The organism is Prosthecobacter sp. GW821-HT29F12 (assembly GCF_058803405.1).
The window spans coordinates 4981569-5001517 of sequence record NZ_CM179517.1 but is presented as its reverse complement, the minus strand read 5'-3'; the positions used below and the strand labels follow the sequence as shown (position 1 = coordinate 5001517).

Here is a 19949-nt window from a genome sequence, read left to right as displayed (position 1 = left end):
CCGCAGTCCGCATGTCCGTAAAGTCCGTGTATCTGCAGTTAACGAAACTATGGCTGCGCGGCGGCCGCTGGGTGGTGATGTTTGCATGTCTGGTCGTCTTTGCCTGGTATTACGTGCGGGCCTTTCAGCAGCAGGGGATCACCCGATCAAATCCCCTTCCAGAGCATGAACGTATGTATCTGAATGCCGCCATCGAAACGCGGAAGGACCTGACGCCGGATTTCTCCAAAAGCGTTTCCAAGCCGCTGAACGACTGGCTGCCGCACCGTACGGATGGCGTGGTGCGCCCTGTCTGGCCCTGGCTGGCCGCCTGGAATGTCGGGGCGGAGCAGCCCCTGTCATCCGACCCCTTGAGCAAGGAGGACCAGCGTGTGCTTGGGGCCGGCAAGTGCTGGCTCATGGGGCTGAGCCTGGGCTTTTTGATGATGCTCGGACTGGCGGCGGCACGGGCGTTTTCCGTTCCGGCGGCGTTGCTCACGATTTTGACCATCGGCTTGGGTGTGCTGCTGCCTTCCACCGCTGAGTTTTCACCGGATGTGCTGTTTCAGCTGCTGTTTCTGCTCACCTGGGTGTGCTGTGTGGCGGCGTTGAAACGCAATTCTCTCTGGCTTTACGGGTTGATCGGCCTGCTCTCGGCGCTGGCGAATCTGACGCTGCCCACCACGACCACGCTGGTGCTGGTTTTCATCCTCGTGAGCACGCTGCGCTGGCTATGGGGCTGGATTCTGGCCCACTTGCCTCATGAACGCGGAACGTCGCTGTGGGTGTGGCGGAATCACTGGCTGGGCATGGTCCTGCTGGTGGCCTGCCATCTGATCACCGTCGGCCCCATGATGGCGTATTCGAAGGAGAAACTGGGAGACGCCACGCCCTTCCACTGGCGGTGGTTTGAAAATGAAACCGCCATGCAGCAGTGGACGGCGGTGCATCGGACACGCGAGGCTTTGCAGGCGGTGCCCGCAGGCGAGATGCCGAGCTATGCCAACTACCTTGCAACCCATTCCCCCAAGGCGAGGCAGGAGCGCTTTTGGCACGGCGGGCTGAAAATGATGGGGGCCGTGCTGCAGTTCCCCTGGAGCTTTGATTCGCTGCCGCATGAGCGCGGGGTGTTTGTGATCGTTCTGGCCGGCATTTTGTGCCTGCTGCTGCTGATCATCGCGTTCGTGGCACCGCGTGCGGCGCATGCCGGGCAGGCCTTGCATCCTGAAACAGCCCCGCTGGCTTTGTTCAGCATTCTGGCCTTTGTGGCCTGCACGCTAGATTTCGGCTGGGACATGCCGGTGCTCACCTGGGGAAATCGTCATCTGGCCTTGTATCCGCCGCTGGTGCTCAGCCTGCTCTGGGCCAGCGAGGCCTTGGTGCATCGTGCGCGCCGGCGCAACATGCGGCTGCCAGTCTTCGTGATCTATGAAACGGTGCTGTGGGCGCTCTGCATTCTGGCCTTCTGGCGAGTGATCGCGGTCTTGCAGCCGGGCTCATTCGCGGCATGAATGCGCGCCCCCATTCATGGCTGCCCCCAAACATCGTTTCATCCTCTGCTTCGACTTCGATGGCACTCTCGTGCATCCGGAGAGAGATCCCGTGTTTCATCCGGGACTCGGGCAGATGATTCAACTGCTGCGCGAACAGGGCGCGGCGTGGGTGATCAACACGGGCCGTGGCCTGAGCCAGACCATCGAAGGACTCGCGCAGCATGGCATCTACATGGAGCCGGATTTCATCATCGCGCAGGAGAGTGACATTTATAAGCCGGGCTTCTTCAGCCGCTGGACCGACTACGGCTCATGGAACCGGAAGGCACGACGTGCGCAGGAGCGGTTCGCCAAAGACCACCAGGCCTCCCTTCAAGACATCCGCCGCATGGTGGAGACACAGACCCAGGCCTCGTTCATCACCGGTGGTGAGGGGGAGATGGGCATCGTCGGCACCAGTGACCTCGAACTCGACGGCATTTGTGCTTACATCGACACGCACGCGCGGCAGTTCCCGGACATTGGCTACCACCGCAACGGCATCTACCTGCGCTTCTCGCACAGCGGCTACAGCAAAGGGACCGCGCTCAGCGAACTGGCACGCCTGCTCGGACTGGATTCCTCGGCCTGTTTTGCCGCCGGGGACAATTTCAATGACCTCAGCATGCTGGATCCGCGCCATGCCCGCATGATCGCCTGTCCGGGAAATGCGGTGGAGCCGGTGAAACAGATCGTGCATTCACGCGGTGGATTCATCGCCACCCGCTTCGCCAGTGAGGGCATGATGGAGGCGCTGACACATTTTTTTGGCAATTCTCAGCCTCCAACGGCCTTATTTTAACAATTCTAAAGCGTTCGAGGGAAGTTTTCCCTTGCCGAATGGGTTGAGGTGTGGAAACCTCCGCGCCCCTCGTCCCAAAATGACGGGGCAACTCTTACTTTTCAGGTTATGGCATACGCAATCATCAAAACAGGCGGCAAGCAGTACAAAGTCTCCGTGGGCGACAAGTTCGACGTGGAGAAACTCGAAGCTGCAGAAGGCGACACCGCGACCTTCGACCAAGTGCTCGCCGCCGGCGAAGGCAACAGCATCAACGTGGGCGCTCCGACCCTCGCAGGCGCCAGCGTCTCCGCCAAGGTGCTCAAGCAGCACAAGGCTGACAAGGCCACCACCTTCAAGTTCCGCAAGCGCAAGGGCTTCCACAAGACCCGTGGTCACCGCCAGCCGCTGACCCTCGTGCAGATCACCGCCATCAACGCTTAATTTTTAATACTCACTTCTTATGGCCCATAAAAAAGGACAAGGTTCCGTCAAAAACGGTCGCGACAGCCAGAGCAAGCGTCTTGGCGTCAAGAAATTCGGCGGTGAAGCCGTCATCGCAGGCAACATCATCCTCCGCCAGCGCGGAACGAAGTGGGTTCCAGGCCGCAACGTCGGTCTTGGCCGTGACCACACCATCTTCGCTCTTGTGGACGGCAAGGTCCTCTTCGACAAGGATGGTCGTCGCGTGAACATCGTCGAGGCTGCTGCCCTTCAGGCATAAGCGATCGAACAGTTTATTTTCATCAGGGCGCGGATCACCTCCGCGCCCTTTTTCTTGCCCAAATTCCATCCTAAAGTTCTATTTCCTACTTTACACATCGGGAATCAGGTGAATACTCCGCGCCCCTCGCATGAATCCCGACCAAATCCAAGCTCTCAACGATGCCGCCCGTGGCCAGTCGCCCCAGGAAATCATCAAGACCGCCCTCGCTCATGCCGACGGCGGAGCCATCGTGACCACGAATTTCCGCCCCTATGAGGCTGTGATCCTGCATCTCGCGACCGAGCAGAGTCAGGACATCCCGATCCTTTGGGTCGATCACGGCACCAATCTCCCTGAAACCTACGTCTTCGCCGAGAAGAGCCGCGAACGGCTGGGCCTCAATTTGAAACCCTACCTGCCCAAAATGACCGCTGCCCACTGGCTGGCGCTCAACGGCGGCCAGGTGCCGATGCCCGATGAAGTCGAGCGTGTGGAATCCTTCAGCCGCATCATGAAGCTGGAGCCCTTTGAGCGCGGCATGCGCGAGCTGGCCCCGAAAGTCTGGATCACCGCGCTGCGCAAGGAGCAGAACCCCCAGCGTGCCGCCACGCTGCAGCCCTTCATGTGGGATGCCAAATTCAACTGCCTCAAGGTGAACCCCATCCTTGAGTGGACGCCCGTCGAGATGGACGCCTACCTGGCCGAGCACAATCTGCCGAACGAGCGCACCTACTACGATCCGGCCAAAGGCGACGAAAAGCACGAATGCGGCCTGCACGCCAAGCTCGTCACCGACAAAGCGTAAGCGTTCATGGAATTCCTGACTCAAGAATTCGCGCTCTACGTGCTGGCCGGCTTCGTCGCTCAATTGATCGACGGAGCACTCGGCATGGCCTACGGCGTCAGCGCCTCGTCCCTGCTTTCTGTCTTCGGTGTGTCACCCCAGGTTGTCAGCGCCACCGTGCATGCAGCGGAGTGCTTCACCACGGGAGCCTCCGGCATCTCTCATCATGCCTTTGGCAATGTGGACAAAGTGTTGTTTCGCCGGCTGCTCATTCCAGCCGTGATCGGCGCGGTCGTGGGTGCCTACATCCTCACCTCGATCGACGGCAAGGTGCTCAAACCCTACATCTCCATCTATCTCGTGATCATGGGTGCGGTGATCATCGCCAAGGCCTTCACCCGCGTCCCGCCGCGCAAGGTCACCACGCACCTCGCCCCGCTGGGATTCTTCGGCGCGCTGGTCGATGCGATGTGCGGCGGCGGCTGGGGCCCCATCGTGGCTTCCAATCTCATCATCCGTGGCAATGACACACGCATCACCGTTGGCAGTGTGAACGCCGTCGAGTTCTTCGTCACGCTCGCCGCTTCCATCACCTTCTTCCTGACCATCGGCCTCACGCATTGGAACATCATCCTTGCGCTCGCCATCGGCGGCGTCATCGCTGCGCCTCTCGCTGCGTGGGCCGCGAAGCACATCCCGCACAAGCCCTTCATGGTGCTCGTCGGTCTGCTGATCGTCGTCATCAACTCCCTCCGCATTTTCAAGATCCTTTAATTCACCCGTCTCATGTCCGCGATCACCCATCTCCAATTCCTCGAATCCGAGGCCATCTACATCCTGCGCGAAACGGCCGCGCAGTTCCAGAAGCCCGCGCTGCTCTTCTCCGGTGGCAAAGACTCCATCGTCATGGCCTGGCTGGCGCGCAAAGCCTTCTATCCTTCCAAGCTGCCCTTCCCGCTGCTCCACGTGGACACCGGCCACAACTTCCCTGAGGCCATGGAATACCGCGACTGGTTCGTGCAGGAGATCGGCGCCACGCTGACCGTGGGTCTTGTGCAGAAATCCATCGACGAAGGTCGTGTGCAGGAAGAAAAAGGCCACAACGCCAGCCGCAACAAGCTGCAGACCGTCACCCTCCTCGACACCATCGAAGAAAACCAGTTCGACGCCTGCCTCGGCGGTGGTCGTCGCGATGAAGAAAAAGCCCGTGCCAAAGAACGCTTCTTCAGCCATCGCGATGAATTCGGCCAGTGGGACCCCAAGAACCAGCGCCCTGAGCTGTGGAACATCTTCAACGGTCGCAAACACTTCGGCGAACACTTCCGCGTTTTCCCGCTGAGCAACTGGACCGAGATGGACATCTGGCAGTACATCCGCCAGGAAAACATCCCCCTCCCCAGCCTCTACTTCAGCCACCAGCGCAAGATCATCGAGCGCCACGGCCAGCTCCTGGACGCCAGCACCGGCATCATCCCGCTGCTCGATGAAGAGAAGCCGAAGGTGAAGGAAATGACCATCCGCTTCCGCACCGTCGGCGACGCCACCTGCACCGGCGCCGTCGAATCCACCGCCAGCACGATTGATGAAATCGTCGCTGAAGTCGCCGCCGCCCGCCAGACCGAACGCGGCACACGCGCCGATGACAAGCGCAGCGAAACCGCCATGGAGGACCGCAAGAAGGAAGGGTACTTCTGATGCCTGGCAGATGGGAGATCGGAGATGGAAGATGGGTTTAACCACGAAATACCATGAGTGAACGAATCGAGTGCTTTGAAGATCTTGAGGCCTGGCAGCAGGCGAGGCTCCAAAACTATGAAGTGGGGGTGCTCACCCTTGAAGATGCGTTCAAACATGACTTCGATTTCAAGAGCCAGATCCGCCGCTCCGCTCTCTCCGTTATGAACAATCTGGCAGAGGGCTTTGAGCGCCTCGCCATTCTCGAAAAGAGAAAGTTCTATGATTACGCTCGTGGGTCGAATGGCGAAATTCGCTCCATGACGTATGCAGGTGAGGACTTTTACCCACAATTCAGCGCTCATTTCCAGGCAATACGCCAGCACTCCATTCGCATCGGCAAACTGATCACCGGTCTTATTCGCTCCACTGAACAACGTCGCGCCTAACAGCTTTCATATGTCCACCCCAATCTCCGATCTTCCATCTCCCATCTCCGGCGTCGTCGATGCCTCTGAATCCTCTCTTCTCCGCTTCACCACTGCTGGCAGTGTGGACGATGGCAAAAGCACGCTTATCGGCCGCTTGCTGTATGATTCGAAGTCGATCTTCGAAGACCAGCTTCTCGCGGTCGAAGAATCCTCCAAGCGTCGTGGCGATGCGCATGTGAATCTCGCTTTGCTCACCGATGGTCTGCGTGCCGAGCGCGAGCAGGGCATCACGATCGATGTGGCCTACCGCTACTTCGCCACGCCGAAGCGCAAGTTCATCATCGCCGATACTCCGGGGCACATTCAGTACACGCGCAACATGGTCACGGGTGCCTCCACCGCAGACCTTGCGATCATCCTGATCGATGCGCGTCTCGGTGTCATCGAGCAGACGATGCGCCACACCTTCCTCGCGAGCCTGCTGCGCATCGGCCACATCGTGCTGGCGGTGAACAAGATGGACCTCGTGGATTTCGATGAGGCCGTTTATAACAAGATCGTCGCCGACTTCCAGGCGTTCGCCAAAGGCCTCGACCAACTGCCGCAGGTCACGCCGATCCCGATGAGCGCGCTCAATGGTGACAACGTCGTGGACAAGTCCGAGAACACCCCGTGGTACACCGGCCCTTCGCTCCTGCAGCACCTTGAAACCGTGCAGGTTCACAGCGAAACCGCTGCTGATGAAGCACGCTTCGCCGTGCAGTGGGTCATTCGCCCGATCTCTGATCGTGAAGACGCCAAGCTGGGCAATTTGCATGACTACCGTGGCTTCGCCGGCCGCATGGCCAGCGGCACCTTCAAGGTGGGAGATGACGTGCTCGTGTATCCATCCGAGATGAAGTCGAAGATCACCGGCATTCACACTTATGAAGGCCCGCAGCAAGAGACGACACCGCAGCTCAGCTACAGCATCACCGTGGCCGATGAAATCGACACCAGCCGTGGCGGCATGATCGTAAAGGCCAATGAGCCCACGCAGACCAGCCATGAGTTTGACGCCATGATCTGCTGGTTCGCCGACAAGAAGACGCTCAAGCCACGCAGCCGCTTCCATCTGCGCCACACCACCAATGACGTGCGCGCCGTCGTCACGGATGTGCTCTACAAGGTGAACATCAGCACGCTGGAAAAAACCACCGCGAGCAAGGAGTTCTCCCTCAACGACATCGGCTGCATCCGCATCCGCTGCGCGGCCCCGATCTTCTTCGACCCCTACTCCAAGAACCGCACCACGGGCAGCTTCGTCCTCGTCGATGAACAGACGAACAACACCGTCGCTGCCGGCATGATCACCAAGTCGCTGGTGGATGCAGGTGACGAAGATGCCGAAGTGGCGATCTAAGGCGGACTCAAGCCCTGAGCATGGTCACGTTGGAAGACGTGGCCATGACCTGCGGCGGCCTTTTGACGCAGGAGCAGGCGATGCCGGGGCGGCTCTTACAGCTTGCTGGTCAGGCGCAGCCAAAGCATCCCTTTGGGGCGGCCTTCGTTGGTCCAGCCGCGCTTCATGCGGTCGGTGAAAGCCGGCGGCCAGTCATATTTCTTCCATTGGCGCTCGGTGTCCGACTGGACCTCGATTTGATGGGTCAGGCGGAAGCGTTCGATGAGCAGATTGGTGACTCCGGGCACCAGGCAGTCATGTGTTTCGATGATAAAATCGGAATACTTCAAGTTCGGAACTTTGACGGGGTCCAGCAGGTCGGCCTCGCCGCCTTCGATGTCGCAAAAGACCAGAGTCTTCGGGCCGGAGAGTTTCTCCAACTGGTTCCAGTCGCACAAGGTGTTGATCTCGATCTGCGGCAGGACGTTGTTCAGCGTGGCCAGCTTTTCCAGCATCTGCCGGGGCCGCTCGACGATGTCGAACGCCACAATGCGCGGCGTGACCTTGGTGAGGGCAAAGCCCACGGCGTAATAGCCTTCGGCGGAGCCGACGTTGATGATGCGATCATACTTTTTGGCGGCGACGTCCTGGATCCAGCCTTGGATGGGCTCTTCAAAGCTTCCCACCAGCTTGGTCACGATGGCTGAATTGATCAGCTGGCGGATCATGGAGTCAGACTCGCCTGGCAGATAAAACTTCATGCCTTTGAAGGGCCCGCTGCGGATCACGGGTTGCTTGCCGAACAACCCTTCCATTCGGGTGATCTTTTTTTCACGTCGCCGGGATCTGAGCCATTCACGAATCATAAGTGCGTGGGGTATGACTCATAATCACTGAATTGTCTAAGCATTTTTTGGAATGAATCACGAGGTGTGATTTGGAGCATGGACGGCGATTATGCCTCGGCTGCGTTGGTCATGAGTCCTGCCGCGATACGGGCGATGACGCAGGGAAGATCAGGCACCACGGGAAGGAGGCCCGTCCAACGTCAGAGCAAACGCTGGGCTCACAATGACAAGATCGTTTTCCCTGTCTTGGTGCGGCACGGCACGTGGAGGTGATCCAGCCAGACGGGGATGAAGTAGTTGATGAGGAACTTCCGCGCTTCCGCGAGGTCATCGAAGGTGGCGCTCGCCCAGGGGGAGCCGCGTTCCTGATAGTAGAACTCCCACTCGCCGCGGCGTTTGGAAATGAAGTAGCTCCCGTCATGACTGTCCACCTCGGTGCTCACCGGCGGCAGATTCTCGGGCTGCAGGCCCTGGGCCGCGAGACTGTCCTCGATGTCCTTGCGCGTCAGCGTGAAGACCCGGTTCACCGCGTCCTGGCAGCGCTCCGTGTTGCCTTCTTCATTGGTGTCGCGCCACTCCGGCGGCAGGCCCAGATGCGCCAGCGAAAACGTCGCCACATCCTCTCGGGATTGCAGCACCTTCATCTGCTCGGCGATGGTGAGAGGTTTGGCGGCCTTCATGCGCCAAGGTTCCCGGAAACCGTCAGGAATCAAGCCCGTGGGATCGGCGACCCGGCTGCCCGCCTGATTCCCGGTGACCCAGCAGCACCTAGGAGCATTTTTCAATCATTATATAGCCTTATTGGTTCATAAGCATGCACGGGACATCAAGCGAATCTCCTCTCCCCCTCGATGATATGGCAATGTCCAAGATCTCCTTGGGGGAGAGGAAGGGTGAGGGGTCATCCCATGCTGGAGAAGGCGGCCCATCGCCCCCCCTCACCCCGGCCCTCTCCCCGAAGAGAAGTATTAGTTGTCGTCGTGTGTCAGGGGCGAGGAGAGGGAGAACCGCTTTTTGGCGCACTGGATTTATAGGACACGAAATGGTTCAAAATGCTCTGATGGAGATGGAGCACCCAAATCCCCCGCGCAATCACCCGAGGGTATGCCAGCTCCGGGTGCCGTGTGGACAAAGGCCCGAATGAATCTTTCCAGCATCTCTCCTGACAACTTGGCTGGCGCATGGACTCGCTTTCTACGCATACCGTCCCGGCCGGTTCGCGGTATCGCTGCGTGCCGACGGAGCTGGTGCTGGCACGGGCCGGTGCATCACCTTCTGCGAAGGCAGCCAGCCTTGATCGCGCCACTTGCGCAGCCCTGCGCGCCAGTCCTTGATCGCGTTTTGGCCGTTCACCCATCCGTTCGCCTCCCAGTGGTTGAACATCGAGGCGCCATCGCTGGCCGGCAGTCCGATCTGCACCGCGTAGGCCTCCAGCTCCGCCTGGGTTGCACGGCCGGCGTGGGGCTCCGCGCCGCCGGGAAACTCCAGGCACTTGGGGCTGATGCGCGGGTCCGCTTTGTTCAGCCAGTTCAGCAGCCTCACACGGCTGAGCCGCTTTTGTTTCAGCTCGCACCAGGCGGTGCATTTCCCCAGTTCCGCCGGGATGTCGAGGGCTTGATACGCCGGGTTCGCAGCGAGGTGCGCGAGCCACATCGCGTCATCCACCGGCAGTCCACGGCGTTTGGGCTTCGGTGCCGCTGACAGGGGTTGCGCTGCCCATGGCTGCGCTGGGTGACCCGTCGCGGCCTCGCGTACGTACGCGGGCCTGCGCTCATGTGCAGGTGTGGGGGCGTGTGGGTGGGCGGGGGAAAGGGGAGTCTGAGGGGAAAGGGGAAAGGGGGAGGGAGGGAGAGAGGGGGAGAGGTGTTGTGTTTTCAGACGATGCAGCCGCATCCAGACACTCCAAGACGGGTTCAGACGATGTTAAGACGTTTTCAGACGCGCGCAGACGCTGTGATTCATAGTAGCGGCGGTTCCTTTCGGCACGCCTGCCGGCCTTGGATGGCTCCGCATCCACGATGACGCCACCCTCGGGGGTGAGTTCAAAGCGCCGACCTGAGGCGAGCAGCGCGGCAATCATTTCTGGCGGAAACACCATGGTTTTATTGTGGTATGAAGTGGTATTCAAAAGCGGAGTTCAGCTGCCGTAGATATGAACGTTTTGCAGGTGCCGTTCCAGAAGCTCCGAGTAGCCGTTCGAAGAGCTGGGATGCAGGCGCTCATGGCAGGGGCGGCAGATCGCCACCAGCTCGAAGAGGAGCTCATCACCCACATGGGCATAGGTCCGATGGTGGACTTCCCTGGCCGGAGCCTCCAGGCACCCTTCGCAAATGCCCTCGGCTCTCCTGAGAACGCGCTGGCGCACGGACTGCCAGTCGGCAGACGCCAGATAGCGACGATAGACAGCCCGCCACTCCGCCTTCCGCCTGGCGATGGCAGCTTCCCGGCATTGCCCGTAGGCAGCCGCGCCCTCGCGGAGACGCCTCTGGTACAGCTCCTCATTCCACTGCGGGCACCTCTCGCGGTCGGGGACGCTGGAGTGCGGGAGTGAATGGCTGAGCTTCTGGCCGCAGTCAGCACACTGGATGCGATAGAAAGGCTTGCCGTCCGACTGCAGCGCCACACGAGGCTCCCGCCGCAGATGATCGCAATGCCGCTGCCTGGCCACCTCCGCGCTGATCTCACGACTGTCGATGTCCAGCGAGGGAAACAGCCACTTGCGGCGCACAGGACGTGGCTGGGGGATCTCTTCCATGAGGATGGGCAGGTGTGTTTCCATAGGTGTCTGGAGGCAATGCTGAAACCGGTTTGAATGCCCATGATGGCCGGCATCTTTTTCTTGCAAACGCCGGACTGAGAAAGGCCGGCGAGGCACTCGTTTATGGTATGATCACCATGGATGTATTATGGTATGATCCGGTATTTTATCAAGCCATTTTGGCCTGTTTCACGATCTCGTCCCCGCCTGTGTGCAAAGCTTTGCAACTGGAAGCAAATCAGTGCAGGCGCGGGCAAAATGACTGGTGTGAATGGTACTTGGTCTGCTGAGACTGGAGAAGCGCGACAGCGTCTTGGAGTGCGGTGGCACAGATGCACGGCGCAAGCCTGCATCGACGACACCGCTTTCGCGGGGTATTGTACATTCTTTGGCCTGAGCCTGCCGTCCGGCCTGCGAAAGCGGCGTCGCGCTTAGGCTTGCCGCACGCACTCCAAGACGCTGTCGCGTTCTCGTATGTGCAGGACATCTCGTCTTATCCGAGTCCCATTCATGCCTGGCATCTTGCCTCACGCAGCAGGGTTGCGCCCGTCAGACGGTGTGGCAGATTCCAACTGTCATGAACGCATTCTCCAGCCTCGAAAGGATGCTCGATCCCGCCCGGCCGTGCTTCACGGCTGAGACGGCGGCAAACATCGTTCAAATCGAGCCAGACGTTGCCAAAACGGCCCGCATGGAAGACCTGGCGACCAAGGCCAACGAAGGGCGGCTCGCTCGTGATGAGGAGTCCGAGTACTGGAGCTGCATCTATGCAGGCAAGATGATGTCGATTCTCAAACTTCAGGCCAGGCTCTTTCTGAAACGCCAGGCTGCCTGACGAAAGCCCGTCGGGCTTTTGGGGACGGGGAAGGTTTTGCGCTCTGAGCTCGCACCCGCGTGGTGGAAAACTTCGAGGTGGATTTCGAAGGGAAATTGAGGATGGTTCGTGCCATGAGCACGGCCACCTTGACCCAGTCTTTGTTCTCGTTGCCAGTCGCCGAACGTGTGGCGCTGGCGGACAGGCTTTATGCCAGCGTGCCGGAAGACTGGCAGAAGACCGTCGATCAGGCCTGGCTGGAGGAGGCGACGCGGCGTTCGGAGGAGATGGATGCCGATCCGAGTTTGGAACTGTCGCATGAGGACTTCATGGCCGGGCTCAAGATCAATCGTGATCGTCGATGAAGCTCAGTTTTCACCGGCGGGTTCAGGCGGAGGTCGATGAGGCGGTGGATTGGTATGAGGAGCAGAGTGCAGGACTGGGAGAAGATTTCTTCGCGAAGTTAAAGGATGCCTTGTCACAGATTGAGACGCACCCCGAAGGGTCCGGCGGCGTATGAAGAAATGATCTTCATTCTTGCCCGTACAGATCTTGTCCATAAGATCAAGCTATGCCCGGTTTCCCTGACATCATCAATTCAACTCTGCGGCCTGCCAAACGGCCCAAGCTGGTTGCTGTGGATCTCTTTGCTGGTTGCGGAGGCTTGGCGCTGGGCTTCGAAGCGGCGGGGATTGCAACCATCGGGTTCGAAAAAGAGCGCGATGCATGTGCCACCTACCGGCGAAACTTGAGTGGAGCATGCGTGGAAACTGTCCTTAGCCCTGAGTCAGAGTTTCCGGAGTGCGACATTTTGATTGGTGGTCCACCGTGCCAGCCATTTTCAGTTGGAGGCAGCCAAAACGGATTAAACGATTCACGCGATGGTTTTCCAACCTTCATAGCTGCTGTTGAGAAGCTAAGGCCAAAGCTTTGGATGTTTGAGAATGTAAGGGGCATGATGTATGTAAACCGTTGGTATCTCGATCAAATACTCGACCGACTGAGAGCCCTCGATTACGAGGTTGAATTAAGGTTGCTCAATGCGGTGCATTTTGGTGTTCCTCAGAAGCGTGAACGATTGGTTGTTGTTGGACATCAGGGTAAATTTACGTTTCCTCAGCCATCCTCACATGCGTGGACGGCAGGCGAAGCCTTGGAAGGAATACTCTTCGAGGTCCCACCTGAATCGAAGTTCCTGACCGCAAGCATGGATAGGTATGTGGAGAATTATGAGAAGGCATCGTGCTGTGTCCGACCACGGGATCTTCATCTCGAACAGCCCTCCAGAACGCTCACTTGTCGTAACCTTGCTGGAGCAACCGGGGACATGCAAAGAATCAAACTTCCGGATGGACGCAGGCGGAGGCTTTTGATTCGAGAAGCAGCGCGTCTGCAAAGCTTTCCTGATCACTACGAGTTCATTGGCTCCGAAGGAAGCGTCTTCAAACAAATTGGAAATGCTGTCCCTCCTATGATGGCACATGCGTTGGCCAAGTCGGTGTTAAATTATTTTGCAAAGCACAAGGATCCTATTGCCAAGAACACACTCGCGGCAGCTGCTTAATTCCATGCCGACAAAACCAAAATCGACAAGTGTTCGTCGGGTTATTAATCAAGCAATCGACGTGCTACAGGCTCTGGGAGTTCCTCTTGCTTCAGGAACGCAACGACAGAGAGAAATGGCGGGTATGTGCTTTTTGGCCGTTGCAGGTGTAACGCATACGGCAGACTGGCCATCATGTGGTAAGCATCCAGGTGCTCCTTTAGGAACACGCCAAATCATAGACTTCATTAATAAGCACTTTGAGGAGGCAATTTCTCGCGGTTCGTACGATGACATTCGCCGGAAGCATTTAAGGGGTGCTGTATTAGCAGGAATCATTTTGAGCAGTGCGGCGAATCCAGGTGCAGCGGCAAATGATCCAAGACGTGGTTATGGGATTAATCCCGCGTACGCAGTGATAATTCAGGCCTTCGGTCAAACTGGCTGGACCGCTCTGGCAGCCAAATTCATGGAGCGTAAAACGCCGCTGACAGATTTAGTTGGAGGCAAGCAAGCAGTTTCCTCGGTAGCTGTAGTGATGCCTGATGGGTCTGAACTGAAGCTTGGGCCAGGTCAGCATAACGCCCTACAGAGAGCTATTGTAGAGCAGTTCCGCCCACGGTTTGCACCTGGTTCCCATGTCTTGTATTTGGGAGATGCTGAGAATCGCTCCATTGTGTGTGATGATAGTAGATTGAAGAAAGTTGGCCTCATGCTAGAGGCTTCAGGTAGTCTGCCAGACATTGTGTTATGGGATGAAAAACGCGGATGGTTGTTCTTGGTTGAAGCGGTGCATAGCTTTGGTCCGATCTCGCCTGAACGTTTGATGGCTTTGGAAAAGTTGTGTGGCAGCTGCAATCAACCATTGGTCTTTGTCACAGCCTTCCTCGATCGAAACGCATTTCGGAAGTTTGCGCCTGACATTGCCTGGGATACTGAGGTCTGGATTGCCGATGAACCAGATCATATGATTCACTTTAACGGTGACCGATTCTTTGGTCCGCGGAACTAAGCTGGGACGAATTATAACATCTGTGATGGTGGCTGATTTCGGTTGCGCCCTCGAGTTCAAACACAAAAAACAGCAGGCATTTCTGCCTGCTGTTGCGTTGATAATATGATTGAAGGGTGATGGGGGGACGGCCAGCGCCTTCCCTTTACTGGCACGCCTCACAAGTCCCGCCGTTCCGCATGGCCTCAAGGGAGCAGGCCATGGCTTCATCAGCGGTGAACTGCTTGGCAGCGGCAGCTGCTGCGGCCACGCCGGCGTGGTGGGTGCCGACGACGCCGCGCTTCTCCTTCTCGACTTCGCTGGTGGCTTTTTCGATGTTGGAGGCGCTGCGGGTGCGGAGGTAATAGGTGGTCTTGAGACCTTTCCGCCAGGCGGCACGGTACATGTGGGAGAGGGTCTGCATGGCGCTCTCGCCGCAGAAGAGGTTCACGCTCTGGGACTGATCGATCCACTTCTGACGACGTGCGGCGGCGTCGAGCAGCCAGGCCCAGTCGATGCCGAAGGCGGTGGCGTACTTGCGCTTCAGGTCCACGGGGACTTCCTCGATGCTTTCGAGTTCGCCGTCGGTGTACTTGATCTTGTTCTGGATCTCGGAGTTCCACAGGCCGCGCTTCTTGAGGTCCTTCACGAGGTAAGGATTCAGCACCATGAAGTCGCCGGAGAGGTTGCTCTTGGTGTAGAAGTTCGTGAACAGGGGCTCGATGCAGGGGCTGGAGCCCATGATGTTCGAGATGGTGGCCGTCGGCGCGATGGCGAGGACGTTGCTGTTGCGCATGCCGTTCTTGGCGATCTTTGCACGCAGGCCGGACCAGTCCATCTTGCCGCCACGGGGGACGTCGATGTCCATGCCGCGCTCTTTGGCGAGGAGATCCACGGTGTCCTGCGGAAGGAGGCCACGGTCCCACTTGCTGCCTTTGTAGGTGGAGTAGGTGCCTTTTTCTGCGGCGATGTCGCTGCTGGCCTCATAGGCGTAGTAGGCCACGGCTTCCATGAACTCGTCGTTGAACTCGACGGCTTCCTTGGAGGCGAAGGGCAGGCCTTTGCGATAGAGCGCGTAGCCGAGGCCCATGACCCCGAGACCGATGGGGCGATGACGGCTGTTGGCGGTCTTCGCGGATTCGGTGGGGTAGTAATTGATGTCGATGACGTTGTCGAGCATGCGCACCGCGACGCGGATGGTCTCGCGCAGCTTGGAGTGGTCGATGTTGCCGTTGTCGTCGAGGTGGTTGTCGATGAGGACAGAGCCCAGGTTGCAGACGGCGGTTTCTTCAAAGCTCGTGTTCAGCGTGATCTCGGTGCAGAGATTGGAGCTGTGGATGACGCCCACGTGGTCCTGCGGGCTGCGCACGTTGCAAGGATCCTTGAAGGTGATCCAGGGATGGCCGGTTTCGAAGATGGACTTGAGCATCTTCTTCCAGAGGTCCAGCGCTTCCATGGTGCGGCCAAAGATCTGGCCCTTGGCGGCCATCTCTTCGTACTCGGCGTAGCGTTTTTCAAAGGCGCTGCCGTAGAGCTCATGCAGGTCCGGCGTTTCGTTGGCGCGGAAGAGCGTCCACTGCTGGCGGTTCTCCATGCGCTTCATGAAGAGGTCGGGCACCCAGTTGGCGGTGTTCAGGTCGTGCGTGCGGCGGCGTTCGTCGCCGGTGTTCACACGGAGCTGGAGGAAGTCCTCGATGTCGTTGTGCCAGACTTCCAGGTAGGCGCAGCCGGAGCCACGGCGCTTGCCACCCTGATTGACGGCGATGAGCTGGTCATTGTGCAGCTTGAGGAAGGGGATGACGCCCTGGCTTTCGCCATTGGTGCCTTTGATGTAGCCGCCGGTGCCGCGCACGGCAGTCCAGGAGCCGCCGAGACCACCGGCCCACTTGGAAAGGTAGGCGTTGTCCGCGATGCCGCGCTGCATGATGGACTCGATGCTGTCGTCCACCTTGTAGAGGTAGCAGGAGGAGAGCTGGCTGTGCATCGTGCCGCTGTTGAAGAGCGTCGGCGTGCTGGAGCAGAAACGGCGGCCTTTGTAGAGGCGGTAGAGGGCGATGATCTTGTCCTCGGCGTTTTCCTTTTCCTGCACGCAGAGGCCCATGGCCACGCGCATCCAGAAGAGCTGCGGGGTTTCCAGGCGCTTGGAAGGCTTGGTCTTCTTATCGACGATCAGATAGCGGTCATACAGCGTCTGGATGCCGAGGAAGTCGAAGTCCATGTCCGCAGCCGGGTCGATGGCGTCGGCGATCTTGTCGAGGTCGTACTTGAGAAGCTGCGGGTGCAGGCGCTCGATCTCGATGCCACGGGCCAGGTTCTTGCGGAAGCCACGGCGGTGGAAGTTCGGGAGCTGCTCGATGCCGTGATCCACGATGCTCCAGCCGAGCACTTCTTCATAGATGTAGGTGAGGAGCATGCGGCCGGCGAACTTCGCGAAGTCGGCGTCCTTTTCCATCAAGGTGCGCGCATTGAGGATGATGGTGGTCTTGAGCGCTTCGACGGTGATCTCGCTGAAGATGGAGCGGCGCAGCTCCATTTCGATCTCGGCACGGCTGACGCAGAGGTCGAGGCCCAGGCTGGCGAAGTCGATGCGGCGCTTCAGATCCTGGCCGTCCCAGAGGAAGGTTTCCGTGGGGGACACACGCACCAGGATCAGAGTCTGCTGCTGGTCGGACTCCTGCTCGTCCTGGATGGCGGCGGCGGCTTCCTCACCAAAACGCATGGTGGAGCGCAGCGCACGGTACTGAATGTAGGCGCGGGCGACCTTGAAGAAGCCCTGCTTCATGAGCTCTTCTTCGACGAGGTTCTGCACGTCTTCGATGTGCATGAACTGCTTGCCGTCATTGATGATGGCACGGCTCACGGCCTCGGCGATCTGCACGGCAGGCGTGGAGTCCATCTCCATGGAGAGGAAGGCCTTGCGCACGGCGATCTCGATCTTGTTGTGGTTCCAAGGGACGAGCTGGCCGTTGCGGCGAATGACTTTGGTGGTGACCATGATGGGTTGAAGCGCGCCAGCGTCGTTGGCGTCGGAGTTGGCAAGAGTTTCGGTGCGTTTGCGGCGCTCGGCAAGACTGCGGGCCACGTCGTGGGCGTTGTGACGTACCAGCGCCTGCTCAATGACCTGGTAGATCTCCTTGGTGCTCAGCATCGGTGCCTCGGTGCCATTGTCCGTGGTGCGCTGGGCGACCTCCTCGGCCACCGCACGTGAAATGGCCTGCACCAGCTGGCGGTTGGAATCATTGAAGATTTCGCTCTGACGCTGGCGTGCCATGAGCAGATCGGTGATCGCATTGCCCACGGTGTCGGCGATTTCACCCACATCGAAGTCACGCTCGCTGCTGCCGATGCGCACTTTGGTGGTTCCCGTCATGGGAATGCCGGCCACGCCTGCGGTCAGCGCACTCCACTCGAACTGGGGTTTTTGGTCCTTGGGGGTGTGGTGGGCGTAGCGCTTGAGCGCTTTGTCTTCGTGGAGCAGGTCAGTGATCATGGCGGGAGGTCCGGACTTTGAGGTTAACGTGAGCAGGGGATGAGCGGAAAGGGGCAACGGGGTGAAGGAAATTTCACCGGAGGAACGCCAGCGAAAAGCCGGCCATTAGAGATAAATTAAAGATCTAAAGAAATTAAAGATCGTCGTCGGAACAGGCGGCGAGCGCGGAGGACTTCTGGTAGTCGGTCACCTTGCCCTCAAAGAAATTTTGCTCCTTCTTGATGTCCATCAGCTCCGCCAGCCATGGCAGCGGATTGGTGATGCCCGGGTTCAGCGCCGGGAGACCGCAGCCGTCCAGACGACGGTCGGCGATGTAGTCGGTGTAGCGCTCAAATTCTTCCGCGCTCAGGCCCACGGCATTCACCGGGAGGCAGTCACGGATGAACTCCTTCTCCAGCGCCACGCCTTCGCGCATGATGTTGAGCAGCTCCTCACGGAACTCAGCGGTCCAGATGTCGGGGTTTTCCTCGATGAGGTCCATGAACAGATTGCGGAAGACTTCGATGTGGTTCGACTCATCGCGCAGCGTGTAGCGGAACATCTGGCCGATGCCGGGGAACTTGTTCTGGCGGTACAGGCTCAGGATCATGCCAAACAGGCCGTAGAACTGCGTGCCTTCCATGCACTGGCCAAAGACGAAGATGTTCTTCGCCAGCAGCTGCTTGTTCTCCAGCTTGGTGAGATCGAGATCGCGGCGCAGGTTGTTGGAGTGTTTGGTGACGAATTCGTTCTTCTTCACGATCGTCGGGATCTGCTCAAACATGGCCTCGCACTCATGCGGGTTGATGCCCAGGGAGGAAATCATGTACAGCAGGGAATCCGCATGGATGTTCTCCTCATGGGCATGGCGGCCCAGGACGAGCTTCAATTCGGGGGCGGTCACCAGCTCGCGCACCACATGCTGCACGTTGTCACCCACGATGCCTTCTGCGGCGCTGAAGTAGCCGATGCCCATCATGATGATCCAGCGTTCGTTCTGGGACACATCGTTGGAGCGCCATTGTTCCACATCCTTCTGCATCTGAATGTCTTCCGGCTCCCAGTGGTTGGCCTTCATGATCCGGTATAGGTCATAAGCCCACTGATATTTCAGCGGGAGAAGGTTGAAGGTCATGCTCTTGCGACCATTAATCACCATCTTCGCTGCGAAGGCTGCTTCTGCTTTATCTTGATCGAGGGGGAACTCGCGATTGCCGATCTTGTAGGTCTTTTCCATGACGATTTCGTTGCAGAGTGAAGGATGTTTATTAGAATTTTATCGAAAATGACAAATTATCCGGTATGCGTCATAAATTCTAGATAGGACGCGGACCGAGGCGGATCATGCACAAGATATAGTGTTTTGGCCAGATCTTTTTCCCATCCATTGTGCTAAAAAGCGTTTCACGCCGGAGATTCAAGGGTTCCACGGCGTAAAAATTTTTCACGCGTTAAAATGCCGCCCCTGAAGAGCGAAATTGAGAATCTTTGCATCCTTGCCCGAGCGCATCGAAAACTAAGGAAAACCAAAAACTTACCTAAACTCGATAACGACATGGGACCGGAAACGGATCTTGTCACGTAAAGTGCTCATATTGAACCCATGAAATTCCGCCACATCGCCTGCTACACTCTTCTTGGGGCGCTTTTGAGCTCCTGTTCGGTCATCGTTCCACAGGGCACGCCGCCAGGTGTCACGGTCGATTTGATACCGAACGGGCGTTACGCCCGCCGGCAGTACCGGCCCATGCGGCCCACCTACGTCACCATCCATGCCACGGAGAACTATGGGCGGGGTGCCGGAGCCTACGCCCATGCCCAGATGCTGAAAACCGGCTCGATCAAGGGCCGGCACAATGCCATCGGCTACATCGGCTGGCATTTCACCGTGGATGACCACTCCATCTACCAGAGCATGCCCACCAACGAGCGTGGCGAACACGCCGACTATGACGGCCCCGGCAATCGCAGCTCCATCGGTATCGAAATGTGCGAAAACCGTGGCAACGACCGCGCCCGCACGCTGGACAAAACCGCGCGTCTCACCGCCTGGCTCATGAAGCAGTACAACATTCCTTTGGATCACGTCGTCCCGCATCAGCACTGGCTCATGATCCGCCACGATGATCACCGCAATCTCGGCCACAAAAACTGCCCGCACTTCCTGATGGACCGTGGGCGTCCGGGTGCCAAGTGGCAGGCCTACCTGGCCAGGATCGCGGCGTATCGACGTGCATTGGGAAATTAAAATACCTTGC

At 58.5% G+C, this 19949-nt stretch carries 21 protein-coding genes; 15 read left to right on the top strand and 6 right to left on the bottom strand.

Annotation, left to right across the window (positions count from 1 at the left end; all coding sequences use genetic code 11):
• Window positions 1-11 precede the first annotated feature (11 nt).
• The 9 genes from AC3RLQ_RS20640 to AC3RLQ_RS20600 all read left to right on the top strand — a co-directional run bounded on the left by AC3RLQ_RS20640 (window position 12) and on the right by AC3RLQ_RS20600 (window position 7289).
• A complete protein-coding gene (locus AC3RLQ_RS20640) occupies window positions 12-1490 on the top strand; it encodes a hypothetical protein (protein ID WP_493030527.1) in 1479 nt (492 codons plus the stop codon).
• A 16-nt stretch (window positions 1491-1506) separates the two neighbouring features.
• On the top strand, window positions 1507-2313 hold the full coding sequence (locus tag AC3RLQ_RS20635) for an HAD family hydrolase (RefSeq protein ID WP_493030526.1): 807 nt from the start codon (window positions 1507-1509) through the stop codon (window positions 2311-2313).
• A gap of 108 nt (window positions 2314-2421) precedes the next feature.
• Window positions 2422-2736, top strand: coding sequence for a 50S ribosomal protein L21 (gene rplU / locus AC3RLQ_RS20630; RefSeq protein ID WP_461527197.1), 315 nt, complete (start codon window positions 2422-2424; stop codon window positions 2734-2736).
• A 19-nt stretch (window positions 2737-2755) separates the two neighbouring features.
• Complete coding sequence (gene rpmA / locus AC3RLQ_RS20625) at window positions 2756-3016, top strand: 50S ribosomal protein L27 (RefSeq protein WP_395732078.1); 261 nt, start codon at window positions 2756-2758, stop codon at window positions 3014-3016.
• A 130-nt stretch (window positions 3017-3146) separates the two neighbouring features.
• Window positions 3147-3803 (top strand): phosphoadenosine phosphosulfate reductase domain-containing protein, encoded by a 657-nt coding sequence (locus AC3RLQ_RS20620; RefSeq protein WP_461527195.1) that lies wholly within the window; start codon window positions 3147-3149, stop codon window positions 3801-3803.
• 6 nt (window positions 3804-3809) lie between these two features.
• On the top strand, window positions 3810-4556 hold the full coding sequence (locus AC3RLQ_RS20615) for a sulfite exporter TauE/SafE family protein (protein WP_461527194.1): 747 nt from the start codon (window positions 3810-3812) through the stop codon (window positions 4554-4556).
• A gap of 12 nt (window positions 4557-4568) precedes the next feature.
• Window positions 4569-5477 (top strand): sulfate adenylyltransferase subunit CysD, encoded by a 909-nt coding sequence (gene cysD, locus AC3RLQ_RS20610; protein WP_461527193.1) that lies wholly within the window; start codon window positions 4569-4571, stop codon window positions 5475-5477.
• A 53-nt stretch (window positions 5478-5530) separates the two neighbouring features.
• On the top strand, window positions 5531-5905 hold the full coding sequence (locus AC3RLQ_RS20605) for a four helix bundle protein (RefSeq protein WP_493030525.1): 375 nt from the start codon (window positions 5531-5533) through the stop codon (window positions 5903-5905).
• Window positions 5906-5915: 10 nt separating this feature from the next.
• The gene (locus AC3RLQ_RS20600) at window positions 5916-7289 is read left to right on the top strand and encodes a sulfate adenylyltransferase subunit 1 (RefSeq protein WP_493030524.1); all 1374 of its coding nucleotides are present in this window, start codon (window positions 5916-5918) and stop codon (window positions 7287-7289) included.
• A 95-nt stretch (window positions 7290-7384) separates the two neighbouring features.
• Here the strand turns inward: AC3RLQ_RS20600 and AC3RLQ_RS20595 are convergent, their stop codons facing one another.
• The 4 genes from AC3RLQ_RS20595 to AC3RLQ_RS20580 form a co-directional block, all read right to left on the bottom strand.
• Window positions 7385-8029, bottom strand: a complete 645-nt coding sequence (locus AC3RLQ_RS20595; protein ID WP_493030523.1) for a hypothetical protein — start codon at window positions 8027-8029, stop codon at window positions 7385-7387.
• A 305-nt stretch (window positions 8030-8334) separates the two neighbouring features.
• Entirely contained in the window at window positions 8335-8796 is a 462-nt protein-coding gene (locus AC3RLQ_RS20590) for a hypothetical protein (protein ID WP_493030522.1), read from the bottom strand.
• 514 nt (window positions 8797-9310) lie between these two features.
• Entirely contained in the window at window positions 9311-9769 is a 459-nt protein-coding gene (locus AC3RLQ_RS20585) for a hypothetical protein (RefSeq protein WP_493030521.1), read from the bottom strand.
• Window positions 9770-10253: 484 nt separating this feature from the next.
• Complete coding sequence (locus AC3RLQ_RS20580; protein ID WP_493030520.1) at window positions 10254-10895, bottom strand: HNH endonuclease; 642 nt, start codon at window positions 10893-10895, stop codon at window positions 10254-10256.
• A 556-nt stretch (window positions 10896-11451) separates the two neighbouring features.
• Here AC3RLQ_RS20580 and AC3RLQ_RS20575 point away from each other — a divergent pair.
• The 5 genes from AC3RLQ_RS20575 (at window position 11452) to AC3RLQ_RS20555 (ending at window position 14243) form a co-directional block, all read left to right on the top strand.
• The gene (locus tag AC3RLQ_RS20575) at window positions 11452-11709 is read left to right on the top strand and encodes a hypothetical protein (protein ID WP_493030519.1); all 258 of its coding nucleotides are present in this window, start codon (window positions 11452-11454) and stop codon (window positions 11707-11709) included.
• Window positions 11710-11822: 113 nt separating this feature from the next.
• Complete coding sequence (locus tag AC3RLQ_RS20570) at window positions 11823-12053, top strand: addiction module protein (protein ID WP_493030518.1); 231 nt, start codon at window positions 11823-11825, stop codon at window positions 12051-12053.
• Entirely contained in the window at window positions 12050-12208 is a 159-nt protein-coding gene (locus AC3RLQ_RS20565) for a type II toxin-antitoxin system RelE/ParE family toxin (protein WP_493030517.1), read from the top strand. The genes AC3RLQ_RS20570 and AC3RLQ_RS20565 overlap by 4 nt, the downstream gene beginning before the upstream one ends.
• Window positions 12209-12259: 51 nt before the next feature.
• Window positions 12260-13252 carry a DNA cytosine methyltransferase gene (locus tag AC3RLQ_RS20560; protein WP_493030516.1) on the top strand — a complete coding sequence of 331 codons (993 nt, stop codon included), beginning with the start codon at window positions 12260-12262 and terminating at the stop codon, window positions 13250-13252.
• A gap of 4 nt (window positions 13253-13256) precedes the next feature.
• Entirely contained in the window at window positions 13257-14243 is a 987-nt protein-coding gene (locus AC3RLQ_RS20555) for a BsuBI/PstI family type II restriction endonuclease (RefSeq protein WP_493030515.1), read from the top strand.
• A 145-nt stretch (window positions 14244-14388) separates the two neighbouring features.
• On the opposite strand, the gene AC3RLQ_RS20550 is transcribed toward AC3RLQ_RS20555, so the two are convergent.
• Together AC3RLQ_RS20550 and AC3RLQ_RS20545 are read right to left on the bottom strand one after the other, a co-directional pair.
• Window positions 14389-17712, bottom strand: coding sequence for a ribonucleoside-diphosphate reductase subunit alpha (locus AC3RLQ_RS20550; RefSeq protein WP_493030513.1), 3324 nt, complete (start codon window positions 17710-17712; stop codon window positions 14389-14391).
• Between the two features lie 133 nt (window positions 17713-17845).
• Entirely contained in the window at window positions 17846-18928 is a 1083-nt protein-coding gene (locus tag AC3RLQ_RS20545) for a ribonucleotide-diphosphate reductase subunit beta (protein WP_461527183.1), read from the bottom strand.
• A 366-nt stretch (window positions 18929-19294) separates the two neighbouring features.
• Here AC3RLQ_RS20545 and AC3RLQ_RS20540 point away from each other — a divergent pair, with 366 nt between their 5' ends.
• On the top strand, window positions 19295-19939 hold the full coding sequence (locus AC3RLQ_RS20540) for a peptidoglycan recognition protein family protein (RefSeq protein WP_493030512.1): 645 nt from the start codon (window positions 19295-19297) through the stop codon (window positions 19937-19939).
• Window positions 19940-19949: the final 10 nt, after the last annotated feature.